General features: G+C 73.1%; 12 protein-coding genes and 1 pseudogene. 5 read left to right on the forward strand and 8 right to left on the reverse strand.

Features of this window, described 5'->3' with window-relative positions; translation table 11 throughout:
* Nucleotides 1–46: 46 nt before the first annotated feature.
* The 4 genes from ACWD3D_RS01955 to ACWD3D_RS01970 form a co-directional block, all read right to left on the reverse strand.
* Nucleotides 47–1,273, reverse strand: a complete 1,227-nt coding sequence (locus ACWD3D_RS01955; protein WP_451458968.1) for a cysteine desulfurase-like protein — start codon at nucleotides 1,271–1,273, stop codon at nucleotides 47–49.
* Between the two features lie 165 nt (nucleotides 1,274–1,438).
* Complete coding sequence (locus tag ACWD3D_RS01960; protein ID WP_451458969.1) at nucleotides 1,439–2,107, reverse strand: HAD-IA family hydrolase; 669 nt, start codon at nucleotides 2,105–2,107, stop codon at nucleotides 1,439–1,441.
* Between the two features lie 66 nt (nucleotides 2,108–2,173).
* Complete coding sequence (locus ACWD3D_RS01965; protein WP_451458970.1) at nucleotides 2,174–3,595, reverse strand: NAD(P)/FAD-dependent oxidoreductase; 1,422 nt, start codon at nucleotides 3,593–3,595, stop codon at nucleotides 2,174–2,176.
* A gap of 106 nt (nucleotides 3,596–3,701) precedes the next feature.
* Nucleotides 3,702–4,397 (reverse strand): rhomboid-like protein, encoded by a 696-nt coding sequence (locus ACWD3D_RS01970; RefSeq protein ID WP_451458971.1) that lies wholly within the window; start codon nucleotides 4,395–4,397, stop codon nucleotides 3,702–3,704.
* Nucleotides 4,398–4,471: 74 nt separating this feature from the next.
* Between ACWD3D_RS01970 and ACWD3D_RS01975 the strand changes: the two genes are divergently transcribed.
* The 3 genes from ACWD3D_RS01975 (at nucleotide 4,472) to ACWD3D_RS01985 (ending at nucleotide 9,977) form a co-directional block, all read left to right on the forward strand.
* The gene (locus ACWD3D_RS01975; RefSeq protein ID WP_451459003.1) at nucleotides 4,472–5,440 is read left to right on the forward strand and encodes an aminoglycoside phosphotransferase family protein; all 969 of its coding nucleotides are present in this window, start codon (nucleotides 4,472–4,474) and stop codon (nucleotides 5,438–5,440) included.
* Between the two features lie 292 nt (nucleotides 5,441–5,732).
* Nucleotides 5,733–8,945 (forward strand): TIM-barrel domain-containing protein, encoded by a 3,213-nt coding sequence (locus tag ACWD3D_RS01980; RefSeq protein WP_451458972.1) that lies wholly within the window; start codon nucleotides 5,733–5,735, stop codon nucleotides 8,943–8,945.
* A 552-nt stretch (nucleotides 8,946–9,497) separates the two neighbouring features.
* Nucleotides 9,498–9,977: an N-acetyltransferase family protein gene (locus ACWD3D_RS01985; RefSeq protein ID WP_451458973.1), complete on the forward strand. Its 480-nt coding sequence runs from the start codon at nucleotides 9,498–9,500 to the stop codon at nucleotides 9,975–9,977.
* A gap of 38 nt (nucleotides 9,978–10,015) precedes the next feature.
* Here ACWD3D_RS01985 and ACWD3D_RS01990 read toward each other — a convergent pair.
* Nucleotides 10,016–10,093 (reverse strand): annotated as a pseudogene (locus ACWD3D_RS01990) (dihydrofolate reductase family protein); the annotation flags it as partial.
* 34 nt (nucleotides 10,094–10,127) lie between these two features.
* Here ACWD3D_RS01990 and ACWD3D_RS01995 point away from each other — a divergent pair.
* Nucleotides 10,128–10,745 carry a class I SAM-dependent methyltransferase gene (locus ACWD3D_RS01995; RefSeq protein ID WP_451458974.1) on the forward strand — a complete coding sequence of 206 codons (618 nt, stop codon included), beginning with the start codon at nucleotides 10,128–10,130 and terminating at the stop codon, nucleotides 10,743–10,745.
* Nucleotides 10,746–10,885: 140 nt separating this feature from the next.
* On the forward strand, nucleotides 10,886–11,533 hold the full coding sequence (locus tag ACWD3D_RS02000; protein WP_451459004.1) for a pentapeptide repeat-containing protein: 648 nt from the start codon (nucleotides 10,886–10,888) through the stop codon (nucleotides 11,531–11,533).
* Nucleotides 11,534–11,570: 37 nt separating this feature from the next.
* Here ACWD3D_RS02000 and ACWD3D_RS02005 read toward each other — a convergent pair whose 3' ends face one another.
* The 3 genes from ACWD3D_RS02005 to ACWD3D_RS02015 all read right to left on the reverse strand — a co-directional run bounded on the left by ACWD3D_RS02005 (nucleotide 11,571) and on the right by ACWD3D_RS02015 (nucleotide 14,112).
* Nucleotides 11,571–12,068: a hypothetical protein gene (locus tag ACWD3D_RS02005; protein WP_451458975.1), complete on the reverse strand. Its 498-nt coding sequence runs from the start codon at nucleotides 12,066–12,068 to the stop codon at nucleotides 11,571–11,573.
* Nucleotides 12,069–12,193: 125 nt separating this feature from the next.
* Nucleotides 12,194–12,841, reverse strand: a complete 648-nt coding sequence (locus ACWD3D_RS02010) for a response regulator (RefSeq protein WP_451458976.1) — start codon at nucleotides 12,839–12,841, stop codon at nucleotides 12,194–12,196.
* Nucleotides 12,838–14,112: a sensor histidine kinase gene (locus ACWD3D_RS02015; RefSeq protein ID WP_451458977.1), complete on the reverse strand. Its 1,275-nt coding sequence runs from the start codon at nucleotides 14,110–14,112 to the stop codon at nucleotides 12,838–12,840. The genes ACWD3D_RS02010 and ACWD3D_RS02015 overlap by 4 nt, the downstream gene beginning before the upstream one ends.
* Nucleotides 14,113–14,223: the final 111 nt, after the last annotated feature.

Genomic DNA, 14,223 nt, shown 5'->3' on the forward strand with positions numbered 1-14,223 from the left:
CCGTAGCCGTAGCCGCAGAGGCTGGTGCCGTCACGCGCCCTGTCGCTCAGGCGCGGGCGGGTGTGGTGGTGAGGTAGTCGGCCAGGGCCGCGAGCAGCAGGTCGACGTCCTCCTCGCTGCTGTACGGCGCCAGGCCGACGCGCAGGCCGCCCCCGTCGCCGAGGCCGAGGTGGCGGGAGGCCTCCAGGGCGTAGAACGAGCCCGCGGGGGCGTCGACGCCGCGTGCGGCCAGGTGGCGCGAGGCGTCGGCGGCCGAGCGGCCCGGGAAGGTGAGCAGCAGCGTCGGAGTGCGCAGAGCGGCGCGGGAGTGCACGGTGATGCCGTCGAGCTTCGCGAGCCCGGTCTCGATGCGTACGCGCAGGGTGTCCTCGTGGGCCTCGACCGCCTCGAAGGCGGCGGCCAGCCGGCCGCGCCGGTCGGTGCCGGCGGCGGTGCCGGGCGCGAGGGTGGCGAGGAAGTCCACGGCGGCGCGAGCGGCAGTCAGCAACTCGTAGGGCAGGGTGCCGAGTTCGAAGCGCTCCGGGACGGCGTCGGTCGACGGGAGCAGCTTGTCGGGGTGCAGGGTTTCCAGCAGTTCGGGGCGGCTCGCGAGTACGCCGAGGTGCGGGCCGAGGAACTTGTACGGCGAGCAGACCAGGAAGTCCGCGCCGAGGGTGGTGAGGTCGACCGGGGCGTGCGCCGCGAGGTGCACGGCGTCCACGTGCAGCAGGGCGCCGGCGCGGTGCACGAGGCCGGCGATCGCGGGCAGGTCGGGGCGGGTGCCGACGAGGTTGGACGCGCCGGTGACGGCGACCAGCCGGGTCCGGTCGCTGAGCGAGTCTGCGACGTGATGAAGTGTCAGATCCGCTGTGGACGGGTCGAATTCGATCCACCGGACCGTCGCGCTGGCCGTCTCGGCGGCCTGGATCCACGGGCGGATGTTGGAGTCGTGGTCGAGTCGGCTGACCACCACCTCGTCGCCCGGGCCCCAGTTCTTGGCGAGGGTCCGCGCGAGATCGTAGGTGAGCTGGGTGGAGCTCCGGCCGAAGACGATGCCGCGCGGGTCCGCCCCCAGCAGGTCCGCGAGCGCGGAGCGGGCGCCGGTGACGATGGTCTCGGCGTTGCGCTCGCCCTCGTTCTGGACGCCCCGTACGGCGAGGGGGTGGGCCAGCGCGTCGACGATGGCGTCGATCACCGGCTGCGGGGTCTGGGTGCCGCCGGGGGCGTCGAAGCGCGCCGAGCCGGACTTCAGGGCGGGGATCTGCGCGCGGACCGCGTGGACGTCGTAGGACATGCGTGCTCCGGAGAGGTGGGCGGCGGGCCCGCAGGGCCCGGAGGCGGCGTACGGATGCTGCCCCGGACACCGATAGTGCCTGGTGGGAGGCGGTGACCGCGAGGCCGGGGCGGTGCGTGGCGCCCACGGGCGCGGCATGTCCCGCCCGCTGACGCACCCCGCGCGTCAGCCGGTCGCGGCGGCGGCCAGCAGCCCCGGCAGGGCGCGCATGTCGTCGAAGACGACCGTGCCGGGGCCTTCGAGACGGGCCGCCGGGGTGAGGCCGCCGCTGTAGCCGAAGGCCCGCATGCCGGCGGCGCGGGCGGCGGCGACTCCGTACGCGCTGTCCTCGATCACCGCGCACCGAGCCGGGTCCGCGCCCAGGGTCCGAGCCGCGTGCAGGAAGAGGTCAGGGGCGGGTTTGCCCCGGGCGACGTCGGAGGCGCTGAAGACGCGGCCCTCGAAGTGGTGGCCGAGGGCGGTCGTGGTCAGGCTCCGGTGGATGGAGCGGTGGGAGCCGTTGGAGGCGAGGCAGTACGGGGTGGTGAGCGCGGCCAGCACCTCGGGGATGCCGTCCACGGGGGTCAGGTCGGCGAGCGCGGCGCGGTACAGATGGGTGTACGGCGCGTCCCAGTCGTCGGCCACCGGCCTGCCGAGCTTCTCCTCGATCGCCGCCCGCAGCACCTCCACGGAGGAGCCCACGAACCGTTCGATGATCTCGGCCTCGGTGAACGGCGCGCCCAGGTCAGCCATGACGAACGCGTCCACCGTGACGTAGATGCGCTCGCTGTCGACCAGGACGCCGTCGCAGTCGAAGATCACCAGGTCGAAGGCGTCGGCGGGGTTCGCTGTCATGGCGGCAGCGTAGGGCCGGGGTGGGCCGGGCGGTAGCCGGGAAACCCGCCACAGCAGCGCCGTCCCTCAGCGACGCCCCGCGATCCGGTCCGCCGTCCGGGCCAGTGGGTCGGTGTCCGCGCGCGAGGACGTGGCCTCCCGGCGGTCGGCGGCCCGGTAGGCGGCGTACGCGCCGTGGACGCCGAGCCAGCGCAGCGGTTCGGGTTCCCAGCGGCGCACCCGGTGGTTGACCCACGGCAGCGCGGTCAGCTCGGTCGGGCCCGCCTGCCCGGAGTCCTGCTGGATCAGATCGCGCAGGGTGCGGGCGGCGAGGTTGGCGGTGGCGACGCCCGAGCCGACGTACCCGCCCGCCCAGCCGAGGCCGGTGGAGCGGTCCAGGGTGACCGTCGCGCACCAGTCGCGCGGGACGCCGAGCACTCCCGACCAGGCGTGGTCGACGGCGACTCCCGCGGCGGCGGGGAAGAAGCGGACGAGGAGCCGGCGCAGTGCCTCGACGGTGGCGGGGGCGGTACGCCCGTCGTCGTCGGTCTTCGAGCCGAAGCGGTACGGGACGCCGCGACCGCCGAGCGCGATCCGGTCGTCGGCGGTGCGCTGGGCGTACATGTAGGCGTGCGCCATGTCGCCGAGGGTCTCGCGCCCCGCCCAGCCGAGGGCGTCCCAGAGGGCGGCCGGCAGGGGTTCGGTGATGATCATCGAGGAGTTCATGGGGAGCCAGGTGCGCCGGTGGCCCTTGACGCTCGCGGTGAACCCCTCGGTGCAGCGCAGGACGTACGGGGCGCGGACCGTGCCGTACGGGGTGACGGCGTGCTTGGGCCGGATCTCGGTGACCGGGGTCGACTCGTGGATCGTGACGCCGAGCGCCTCGACCGCAGCCGCGAGCCCGGTGACCAGTTTCGCCGGGTGGAGGCGGGCGCCGTGCGGGGTCCAGGTGGAGCCGACCGCGCCGTTGACCTTGATCCGTTCGGCGGTCTCGCGGGCTCCCCGCAGCACCCGGTCCCGCTCGCCGAAGGCGATCTCGACGGAGTGGTAGTCCTTGAGCCGGGCGAGCTGGGCCGGGGTGCGGGCGACTTCGAGGACACCGCCCCGGTGGATGTCGGCGTCGATCTTCTCCTCGGCGGCGACCCGGACGACCTCACCGACCGTGTCGTTCATGGCCCGTTGGAGCCGTACGGCCGCCTCGTGGCCGTGCAGCTTCGCGTAGCGGTCGCGGCCGGCGATGCCGTTGTAGAGCCAGCCTCCGTTGCGGCCGGAGGCGCCGTAACCGCAGAACTTGGCTTCCAGCACGGTGATGTTGAGGAAGGGGACGGCCTTCTTCAGGTAGTACGCCGTCCAGAGCCCGGTGTAACCGCCGCCGACGATGCACACGTCGGCCTGGGTGTTGCCGGGAAGCGGCTCGCGAGGGGCGGGGATGCCCGCCTGCGCGAACCAGAACGATATGCCGCCGTCGGTGGTTTCCCGGCGGGGCTCGGCGCTTCTGTCGCTGCTCATGATCCTCTGCTGTCCGGTGCGTCGGGGAGATCTTCCGGTGCGTTGTCGGGGAGATCCGGTGCGTCGGGGGACGGTGCCCACGGGAAGTGCCGCTCGATGCGGGAGATTACTGGGCCGTGGCCCGTCCCGTCTCGCGGGGCCGATGCCCACGGGGCGGTCGCGCGAGGCGGGTGGGGTGACGCGGTCTCCGGGTCAGCGGGTAGCAGGCCAGCCCGGCGAGGGCCGCCGTGAAGCGGCCGAGGTCGGTCACGTCGGGCACGGCGCCGAGCGGGACCCCGCAGAAGACGAGGACGGCGAAGGCGTACGCGTACCGCCAGACGCGCGGCAGCCGGTACGTGAGTACCGCCGCGACCCCCGCCAGCCCCTGATCGGCGGCGTACACCGGGGAGTTGGCCGCGGAGAGCGGTGCGTGGCCGTGCCGTGCCGCCCAGAGCAGTACGGCCTGGGCGAGCAGCCCGGCGGGCACGTAGGCGACTGCCACCACCGCGCACCACCGCAGCGTCCCCAGCCAGTGTTCGGCGGGTGCGTGGAGGAGGGTGAAGAGCACCGCGCAGAGCGCCCAGTGCCCACCCTCCGGCAGCCACAGCAGACCGGCGAGGACCACGCGGAGTGGCCGGTCCCCGAGGACGAGCGGATCGCCGGGCGCGGGCAGCCGGACGAACTCCTCGGCCGCGGGGAGCAGCGGACCCACCAGGTGGGTGGTGACGAGGAGGACCGTCAACCAGACGTACGTGCCCGGGGATCGGGCCATCCAGCCGCCGATCGCGGAGGCGACGGCTGCGGCCGGGCGGTTTCGCTCCATGGACCCGATTGACGCACGGTCCTACGATCGGAGACGTGATCGACATCCCCGAAGAGCTGATCGCCACCCAGACCATGTTCAACGGGACGGCCGGACGGGCCTTCACCGACGCCCTGCCGGAGCTGGCCGCGCGGTATCTGCGGGAGTGGGGGCTGCGCGTCGACGGCCCGCCGATGTACGGGATGTGCGCGCTGGTCCTCCCGGTCCTCCGGTCCCCCGGGGGCGTGGACGGCCATGGGGGAGGTGGGCCGGGATGTCTCCCCGCCGATCTTCCGGGCGGCCTCCCTGCCGATCTCCCGGGCGGCCTCCCGGCCGGTCTCCCGGGCGCGTTGAAGCTTCAGTTGCTGGACGAGGAGTCGGCGGGCGAGGCGCTCGCGCTGCGGGTGTGGGGCGAGGCGGGGGCCGGGGCGGTCGGGCTGCTCGCCCACGACCCGGAGACCGGCGCGATGCTGTTGGAGCGCCTGGACGAGAACCGCCCCCTGTCGGCGGTCCCGGACGCCCGGGAAGCGGTGGGCGTGCTCGGGGAGGTGCTGGCCCGGCTGGTGGCGGTGCCCGCGCCGCAGGGGCTGCGCACGCTCGCGGACATGGCGGCGCGGATGCTGGCGGAGGCGCCCCGCGTGCTGGCGGTGCTCGCCGACGACGAGGAGCGGCGGCTGGTCGCGGACTGCGCGGCGGCGCTGCGCGAGGTGGCCGGCGAACCGGGTGACCGGCTGCTCCACTGGGACCTGCACTACGACAACGTTCTGGCCGGCCGCCCCGGCACGGACCGCGCGTACGAGTGGGTCGCGCTGGACCCGAAGCCCCTGGCGGGCGACCCCGGGTTCGAGCTCTTCCCCGCCCTCGACAACCGCTTCGAACCCGAGGAGATCGTCTGGCGCTTCGACGCCCTCAGCGAGGCGCTCGGGCCCGGCTACGACCGGGAGCGGGCACGCGCCTGGACCCTGGGCCGGGTCCTCCAGAACGTCCTCTGGCACAGCAGGGCGGGCACGCACACCCTCGCCCCGGACCACGCCGAGATCGCCCGGCGACTGCTGGGGCGGTGACAGCGGGTCACTGTATCGCCAACTCGCCCCGTTTCCGGGGAGGTCGTCGGACGCGCGCCCGCCGCCCTCGTCAACTTGCGGAATACGCCGCACCGTTATGGACACCGTGCGAGAGCGCGTGTTCTCCTGCATGCCGAGTGGTTGATTTGCAACGTGGGAAAGTGGCCGGGGCGGTGGGGCGAGCCGTGGACCGGCGTACAGATGAACGGAGTCGCACGTGAAATCCGCATCGAAGAGCCGTGGCAGAAGCCCACGGGTGCGCCGGAGAGTGGGTGCTGTCGCCGCTCTGGCGGTGGCTGCCTCGACGACCCTGACCGGCGCGGGAACCGCTGTCGCCGGCGGGAGTCACGCCGTCCGGATACCGACCGTCACCTCCGGGGGCGCCCGTTTCGAGATCCTCTCCCCGACCCTCGTGCGCACCGAGTACGCGGGCGACGGCAAGTTCACCGACGACCCCACGTTCAACGCGATCGGGCGGGACGGGTTCACGCCGACCGCCTACACCGCGCGGACGAAGGACGGCTGGCTGACCGTCCGGACGAGCGCGATGACCCTGCGCTACCGGGTCGGCTCCGGGGCGTTCGACGCGGAGAACTTCTCCGTCCAACTCGACGCGGGCAAGCAGTCCGTGACCGCCGCTCCCTGGCAGCGGCTCGTCTGCGAGCTCGGCGCGCTGTGCGAGGCGGAGGGCCTCCGGCTCGAAGGTCTCGGCACGGCGTCGGACCACCGCGGTCACACCGGGGCCGCCTTCGCCGCGGGCTTCGAGGCGACCGGCAGTTCGGTCTCCACTGACATCGATGTCACGGCTGACGGTACCTACCGGTTCGCGCTGCGTTACGCCAACGCCCAGGGTGGCGACGGCAAGACGGAGACCCGTACCCTCTCGCTCTCCGTGGACGGCGGCGCCCCGCAGAAGGTGGAGCTGCCGGCCACCGCGAACTGGGACACCTGGGCCAAGGCCACCGCGCAGCTGAAGCTCACCAAGGGCGCGCACACGGTGGCGCTGACCCGGACCGCCTCGGACTCCGGATCGGTGAACCTCGACAGCGTCGCGCTGCTCGCGGCGGGCGACGACTCGTACCCCTCCGCCGCCACCACCGCCATCAAGGACTGTCTCTACGACACCAGTTGTGAGGCGGAGGCCGCCCGGCTGGCCGGCACGGCCACCGGTGCCCTGGACCACCAGGGGTACGCGGGCAACGGCTTCGTCGGCGAGCTCAACCAGGGTTCGAGCCTGACCACGCACGTGGTCGGCGTCCCCGCCGACGGCGTCTACACGCTCCGGGTGCGGTACGCCAACGGGCAGGGCGGCGACGGCCTCCACCAGACGCGCACCGCCTCCGTGGTGAGCACCGGGGCGTCCGCCGGATCGACCGCGTCGACCGCGACCCTGGAGCTGCCCGCGACCAAGGACTGGGACGACTGGCAGACGGCCTCCGTCCCCGTCACCCTCAAGGCGGGCGCCAACGACGTCACCCTCGGCTGCCCCGACGGCGCCAGCTGCCACATCAACGCGGACACCCTCTCGGTGGCCTCCGCGAAGGCGCCCGCACCGCAGCCGCACCTCGCGCTCGGCGGGTACCGCCGGGGCCTGGACGGGGTGAACGGCGACAACGGGACCCCCGTGACCACACCGGGTCTGCTCAGCCAGGACGGCTGGTACCTCCTCGACGACACCCCGTCGGCCCTGTACGACATCAAGTCGAAGAAGGTCCGGCCCCGCCCCACGCACGGCGGCTCGTCCTACCAGGACGGTTACGTCTTCGGGTACGGCCACGACTACAAGCAGGGCCTCTCGGACCTCGCCACCCTGACCGGCCCGCCCGCCCTGCTGCCCACCTGGGCGTACGGCGTCTGGTACTCGGAGTACATCGACCGGACGGCCGCCGACTACCAGGACGAGATCCTGCCCGCGTTCCGCGCGGAAGGTGTGCCGCTGGACGTCCTGGTGACCGACACCGACTTCAAGGCCGGTGACACCTGGCGGGGTTGGGAGATCGACAAGACGAAGTTCCCCGACCCGAAGGGCTTCTTCGACTGGTCCGAGGCCCAGGGCCTGCACAACACGCTCAACACGCACCCGAGCATCCAGGGCTCCGACCCGCAGTTCGCGCAGGCGCAGTCCACCGCCAAGGGCAAGCTGGTCAAGGGCGCCTGCGGAAGCGACTGCTACGTCTTCGACTTCGGCGACGCGGACCAGCTCAAGGCGTACATGGACCTGCACCGGACCATGGACGAGCAGGGCAACGACTTCTGGTGGCTGGACTGGTGCTGCGACGCCGCGCAGTCCTCGCTCCAGGGCGTGACCCCCGACGCGTGGATCAACCAGCAGTACGCCGACGATTCCGCCCGGGCCATCGGGCGCGGCTTCGTCATGTCCCGCGCCTACGGCTCGCTCCAGGCCGGCGGCTACAGCGGCCAGCAGGCCCTGCCGACGGGCCCCTGGGCGGACAAGCGCACCACCCTCCACTTCACCGGTGACACCCTCTCCACCTGGGGAACGCTGCGCTTCGAGGTCGGCTACACGCCGGGCGAGTCCGCGGCGACCGGCATGGCGTCCATCACCCACGACATCGGCGGCCACGTCGACACGACCGGACTGACCGGCGCGGAGGGCACCAATAAACTCCCCGACGACCTGTACGCCCGCTGGGTCCAGCTCGGTACCTTCCAGCCCGTCGACCGCCTGCACAGCAACCACAGCGACCGGCTGCCCTGGCAGTACGGCCCGGCGGCCCGCAAGTCGGCCGACGCCTTCCTCAACCTCCGCGAGAACCTGGTGCCTTACACCTACACCCTCGCCGAGGAAGCGAACAGCACCGGCGTACCGATCGTCCGCCCGACCTACCTGGAGTACCCGGAGGAGCCGACGGCCTACGCGGCGGCCGGCAGCGAGTACTTCTACGGCTCCGACGTCCTGGTCGCCCCGGTGACCACCCCCGGGGAGAGCGCCACCACCTCGGTGTGGTTCCCGCCGGGCAGCCAGTGGACCAACTGGTTCACCGGCAAGACCTACCAGGGCGGCACCACGCAGGACGTGGCCACCACCCTCGACACGATGCCCGTCTTCATCAAGTCCGGCGGCATCATGCCCACCCGCACCAAGAACGTCACCGACAACGACCGCAACCCGCTGACCGACGTCACCCTGTCCATCGCCTCCGGCGCCTCCGGCTCGTACAAGCTGTACGAGGACGACGGCACCACGGCGACGGAGAAGGGCCGGAACGCCACTACGGCCGTCTCCTACAAGGAGAAGCGTTCCGGCAAGGGCACGCTCCGGACCGTGTCCATCGCTGCGGCCAAGGGCTCCTACGAGGGTCAGGTCAAGAACCGCCGTTGGACCCTCTCCCTCCTGGGTGTCACCCACGCCCCCACCGAGGTCACCGTCCACGGCAAGCGCCTCTCCCGCGACGCGTACCACTGGGACAGCGCGACCAGCACCCTCACCGTCACCCTCCCCAACCAGTCCGTGCACACGGCGGCCACGGTGACCGTGCGGTAGCTACCGGCGCGCAGTGGCCGAAACCGTCTGCGGCCCCGCGCGCACCGGGTGACGAACGCCTCGGCGTTCCGTCACCGCGGTGCGGCGGGGCCGCAGACGGTTCCGCCGGCGGCCCGGTGGGCGCGGTCCGGGGGCTGCGGGCTCGGGCGCCCGGGGATCGGTCGCCGCGCCCGGCGTCTGCGGGTGGCGCCCATGGGGGAGACTGGGAGCGGCTGTTGGGCTCTGCGCTGCGTGGGGCCCGCGGATGGCCGGGCGGGCACTTGTGGGTGAATTGGCTGGTATGTCGGAGTCGGCGAAGCTGGATAATTCTGGTCCGTCGGTGCGATGAACCCGCAGGTCGGGAAGAGCGCTCCCCGCGCGTGCGGGGATGGTCCTGAAGCGGTGCAGCCCGGGCGCCAGATAGAGCAGTGCTCCCGCGCGTGCGGGGATGGTCCCATGTCCGAGAGGTCATGCACCTCGTCGGGGCGGTGCTCCCCGCACATGCGGGGATGCCCCCCACCCCTCGTTCGACCGGACGTCCACCCCGCCACCCGCCGCGTCTACGCTGCCCCCATGATTCGTACCGCCACCGCAGCAGACGTCCCCGCCATCCACGCCATGGTTCGTGAACTGGCCGATTACGAAAAGGCGCTCGACGAGGCGCAGGCGACCGAGGAGCAGTTGCACGAGGCTCTCTTCGGCGAACGGCCTGCCGCCTACGCGCACATCGCCGTCTCCGACGAGGACGGCGAGACCGTCGGTTTCGCGCTGTGGTTCCTCAACTTCTCGACCTGGCGCGGTGTTCACGGCATCTACCTCGAAGACCTGTATGTCCGCCCCGAGCGCAGGGGCGGCGGTCACGGCAAGGCTCTGCTGACCGAGCTCGCCCGGATCTGCGTGGACCGGGGATACGGCCGCCTGGAGTGGTCGGTGCTCGACTGGAACACCCCGTCCATCGGCTTCTACGAGTCGCTGGGCGCGCGCCCGCAGGACGAGTGGACCGTGTACCGGCTGACGGACGAAGCGCTGGGGCGGCTGGGCGGGGCGGAGTAGGCCCGTACGCGTGGTGCCGTCCCCCGTGAGCCGTCCCGTCATCTCCGCCAGAACAGGTGGTGGATCACCCCGCTGGGGCTCGGTACGGCGTCCACGTGGAAGCGGTCGCGGAGTTCGGGTCGGGCGGGGAAGAGAGCAGGGAGTGTGGGCATGACGGGCGGTCCGGACGGTGCCGTGAGTACGGCGGGGTACGCGGAGGCGGCCGAGGCGCTGGTGGAGCAGTACGAGAGCACGACCTTCGCCGAGGTGCACCGCGAGGTGGTGGAGCTGTATCCCGAGCGGCCCAGCACGGTGCTCGACGTCGGGGCGGGGAGCGGGCGGGACGCCGCCGCGTTGTCGGCGCTCGGGCACACGGTGGTCGCGGTCGAGCCGATAGCCGGACTGCGGGAGCGGGGGCGGGTGATCCATGCGGCGCGGCCCATCGAGTGGCTGGACGACGAATTGCCGGAACTGCGGGCGGTACGTGCGCTGGGGCGGCGGTTCGACCTGGTGCTGCTGACTGCCGTGTGGATGCACTTGGACGCGGGGGAGCGGGCGGCGGGGATGGAGGCGCTGGGCCGGGTGACGGCCCCGGGCGGTCTGGTGGTCCTGACCCTGCGGTACGGGCCGGTTCCGGCCGGACGGCGGATGTTCGACGTGTCCGTCGAGGAGACCGTCGAGCTCGCACGGGGTCAGGGGCTCAGCGCCGTACACCGCAGCGGGCGCGCGGATCTGCACGGCCGCTCCGGCGTGCGCTGGTCCACCGTGGCGCTGCGCCGCGCGGGCTGACCCGGCAGGGGCGGGGTAGGGGCAGGGCTGGGCCTTCGGCTGTCCGACCCGTACGCCACGATGGGTCCATGGCAGCGAGCGCGGGCAGGAACACCAGCAGGGGCACCACCGGGAAGAGCACCACCGGCAGGCGCAAGGAGATCGCGGCGGCGCGGCGGCCGGAGGTACGGCTGCCGCCGCTCACCCCGTACGAGGACGCGGAGCTGGAGGCGGACGGCGACTACGACGGGCTGCGGTTCTCCTCCGTGGACCTCGCCGACCAGTCGGGGCGCGGCGCCCGGTTCATGGACTGCGCGCTGGACGGCTGCGCCCTGGACCGTACGGAGCTGGTGCGCGCCCGGTTCCTCGACTCGGTGCTGACCGGCGTACGGGGTGTGGCCACCGAGCTGGCCGAGGCGTCCCTGCGCGACGTGGAGATCGTGGACGCGCGTCTCGGCGGGGTGCAGATGCACGGGGCGGTACTGGAACGCGTGCTGGTGCGCGGCGGGAAGATCGACTATCTGAACCTGCGCGGGTCCAGGCTCACCGACGTCGTCTTCGAGGGGTGCGTGCTCTCTGAGCCGGACTTCGCGGACGCCCGGCTCGTGCGGGTGGAGTTCCGCGACTGCGTGCTGCGGCGGGCCGACTTCAGCAACGTCACCATGGACGCGGTGGATCTGCGCCCCGCCGCCGAACTGGACATCGCGCGGGGTGTGGAACGGCTGGCGGGCGCGGTCATCAGCCCGGTGCAGCTGATGGAGCTTGCCCCGGCGTTCGCGGCGCAGATCGGGGTCCGGGTGGAGCCGTGAGCACGCCGGGCCAGTGGATCCACCGGGACCCGTCGGCTCAGAGGCGCGGGAAGCGCGCCTGGAGGTCCCAGATCACCGGGTTGTCGGCGAGGCCGTCGTGCATGTCGGAGAGGTCGGCGATCAGGTCCTGGAGGAAGTCGCGGGCCTCGCGGCGCAGCAGGGAGTGGCTGAAGGTGAGCGGTGGCTCGTCGGCGTGCATCCAGTCGGCCTCGACGTCCACCCATCCGAACCGGCGCGCGAAGAGCATGCGGTCGCTGGACTCGGTGAAGTCCAGCTCGGCGAACTGTTCCCGGTGCGAGCGGTTGCCACGGGGGTCCTTGTCGATCTGCTCGACGATGTCGCAGAGCGCCCACGCGAAGTCGAGCACCGGCACCCATCCCCAGGCTGTGGATACTTCGCGGTCCGCCTTGGTGTCCGCGAGGTAGACGTCCCCGGAGAACAGGTCGTGCCGCAGCGCGTGGACGTCCGCGCGGCGGTAGTCGGTCTGCGGGGGGTCGGGGAAGCGACGCGAGAGGGAGTAGCCGATGTCGAGCACGATTCGATGGTGTCATGCCGGGAGCGGGTGGCGGGACGGCCGGGGGCCCGGCCGAAGTGACCTGCGGCACCGGCCGCCCGGGTCCGCCGACAGCCCTTCGGGGCGGCCGGCTCACGTCGGCGGGCTCAGGGGAGCAGGCGTTGCTCGTTGGCTTTGGCGACCGCTCCGGCGCGGGTCTCGACGCCCAGCTTGTCGTAGATGCGCCCCAGGTGGGTCTTGACCGTCGCCTCGCTGATGAAGAGCGTGCGGGCGATGTCCCGGTTGCCGAGCCCCCGGGCGAGCTGCCCGAGGATGTCCCGCTCGCGGTCGGTGAGCGCGGGCGGCGGGGTGCGCAGCCGGGCCATCACCCGGTCCGCGACGGGCGGCGACAGCGTGGTGCGGCCCTGCGCGGCGGACCGGATCGCGGCGAACAGTTCCTCGGGGCGCTCCGCCTTCAGCAGGTAGCCGGTGGCGCCCGCGCCGATCGCGCGGGTGATGTCGGCGTCGGTGTCGTAGGTGGTGAGGACGAGCACGTGGGGGCCCGTGCCGACGCTCTCTCCGGCGGCGGCGGTGATCCGGCGGGTGGCCTCGACGCCGTCCATGCCGGGGCCGAGCTGGAGGTCCATGAGGACGACGTCCGGGGCGAGCCGGGCGGCGAGGACCACGGCCTCCTCGCCGCTGCCGGCCTCGGCCACGACGTCGAGGTCCGGTTCGCTGCCGAGGAGGGCGAGCAGCCCGGCGCGGACGACGGCGTGATCGTCGCAGACGAGGACGCGTACGGTACGGCGGTTCATACGGGATCCTCCGGGGTGGCGACCGGGGTGACGGGCTGGTGCGCGGAGGCGGTCGCCGGGTCCGGCAGCGGGATCTCCGCCGAGAGCACGGTGCCCTCGCCGGGGGCGGATTCGACGGTGAGCCGTCCGCCGAGCTGACGTACCCGGGCGCGGATCGCGGGCAGTCCGTGGCCGCGGCCGGCCGGAGTGGCTCCCTGTCCACCGCCGCCTTCCGGCGCGTCCGTGGCGAACCCGCGGCCGTCGTCCGCGATGTCGAGGACTACCCGGTCGTCCAGGTGGGTCAGGGTGAGCGCGGCGGTGGTCGCGTGGGCGTGTTCGGCGACGTTGGCGAGCGCGCCCTGGGCGATCCGCAGCAGCGCCGACTGCACCCGGTCCGGCAGTGGGTGCCGGGCGGTGCCTTCCACGTGGCAGCGCACGGCGGGCCCGCCCGTCGCGGTGGCCCGCGCGGCGAGCGCGCGCAGCGCCGCCTCCAGACCCTCGCCGTCCGCGAGGTCGGCCGGGGCCAGGTCGTGGACGAAGCGCCGGGCCTCGGCGAGGTTCCGGGCGGCGATGCCCGCCGCGGTACGGACGTGGCCCCGGGCGGTGGCCGGCTCGGCGTCCCAGGTGCGCATCGCGGCCTGGAGCAGCATCTGCTGGCTGGAGAGGCCCTGCGCGAGGGTGTCGTGGATCTCCATGGAGAGCCGCTGGCGCTCGGCGAGGGTGCCCTCGCGGCGTTCCGTCGCGGCCAGTTCGCGCCGCGTCCGGACCAGGTCGTCGATGAGTTCGCGCTGGCGTGCGGCGAGTTCCTGCTGGCGGTCGGCCTGGCGGCGGACGTGGACGAGGACGGCGGTCGCCACGGCCGCGACGGCGGGCGGCGCCAGCACGAGGTTCGGGTCGAAGCCGGTGGCGAGCCGCAGTTGCGCGGCCACCACGAACGCCGTGAGCAGGGTGACCAGGACGAGCGCGGCGCGGGGCGGGAGGAGCCGCAGCCCGGTGGAGAAGAGCGGTACGGCGCACCACGCGAAGCTCGGCGCGAGGACGACCAGCACCATCCAGACGGCGACGAGTCCCGCGAGCCAGGCGAACCGGCGGGGGGTCGGCCGCGAGCCGAGCACCGGGCCGAGGGCGTAGACGACGGCGAGGGTGACGGACAGTCCGATCACCCACGGGGTGCGGGCCTCGCCCGGGTGACGCATCAGGAACCGGGTGAGCGAGGCGCCCAGCAGCAGGAAGAACGCGGCGTGCAGCAGGAGCGCCAGCCACCGGGCGTCCGGATCGGGCGTACGCGCCACGGACGACCCCGGGCCCGCCGGAGCACCATCTGCCGGAGCACTACCTGCCGGAGCGCCACTTGCCGGAGCGTCGCCTGCCGGAGCGCCGCCTGCCGGAGCACCGTCCGCCGG

The sequence above is a fragment of the Streptomyces sp. NPDC002690 genome (genome assembly GCF_053592415.1).

What these genes read in the sequence shown, in the direction of transcription:
- ACWD3D_RS01955 (WP_451458968.1), bottom strand. Translation starts at nt 1,273, where the DNA reads ATGTCCTACGACGTCCACGCGGTCCGCGCGCAGATCCCCGCCCTGAAG.
- ACWD3D_RS01960 (WP_451458969.1), bottom strand. Translation starts at nt 2,107, where the DNA reads ATGACAGCGAACCCCGCCGACGCCTTCGACCTGGTGATCTTCGACTGC.
- ACWD3D_RS01965 (WP_451458970.1), bottom strand. Translation starts at nt 3,595, where the DNA reads ATGAGCAGCGACAGAAGCGCCGAGCCCCGCCGGGAAACCACCGACGGC.
- ACWD3D_RS01970 (WP_451458971.1), bottom strand. Translation starts at nt 4,397, where the DNA reads ATGGAGCGAAACCGCCCGGCCGCAGCCGTCGCCTCCGCGATCGGCGGC.
- ACWD3D_RS01975 (WP_451459003.1), top strand. Translation starts at nt 4,472, where the DNA reads ATGTTCAACGGGACGGCCGGACGGGCCTTCACCGACGCCCTGCCGGAG.
- ACWD3D_RS01985 (WP_451458973.1), top strand. Translation starts at nt 9,498, where the DNA reads ATGATTCGTACCGCCACCGCAGCAGACGTCCCCGCCATCCACGCCATG.
- ACWD3D_RS01995 (WP_451458974.1), top strand. Translation starts at nt 10,128, where the DNA reads ATGACGGGCGGTCCGGACGGTGCCGTGAGTACGGCGGGGTACGCGGAG.
- ACWD3D_RS02010 (WP_451458976.1), bottom strand. Translation starts at nt 12,841, where the DNA reads ATGAACCGCCGTACCGTACGCGTCCTCGTCTGCGACGATCACGCCGTC.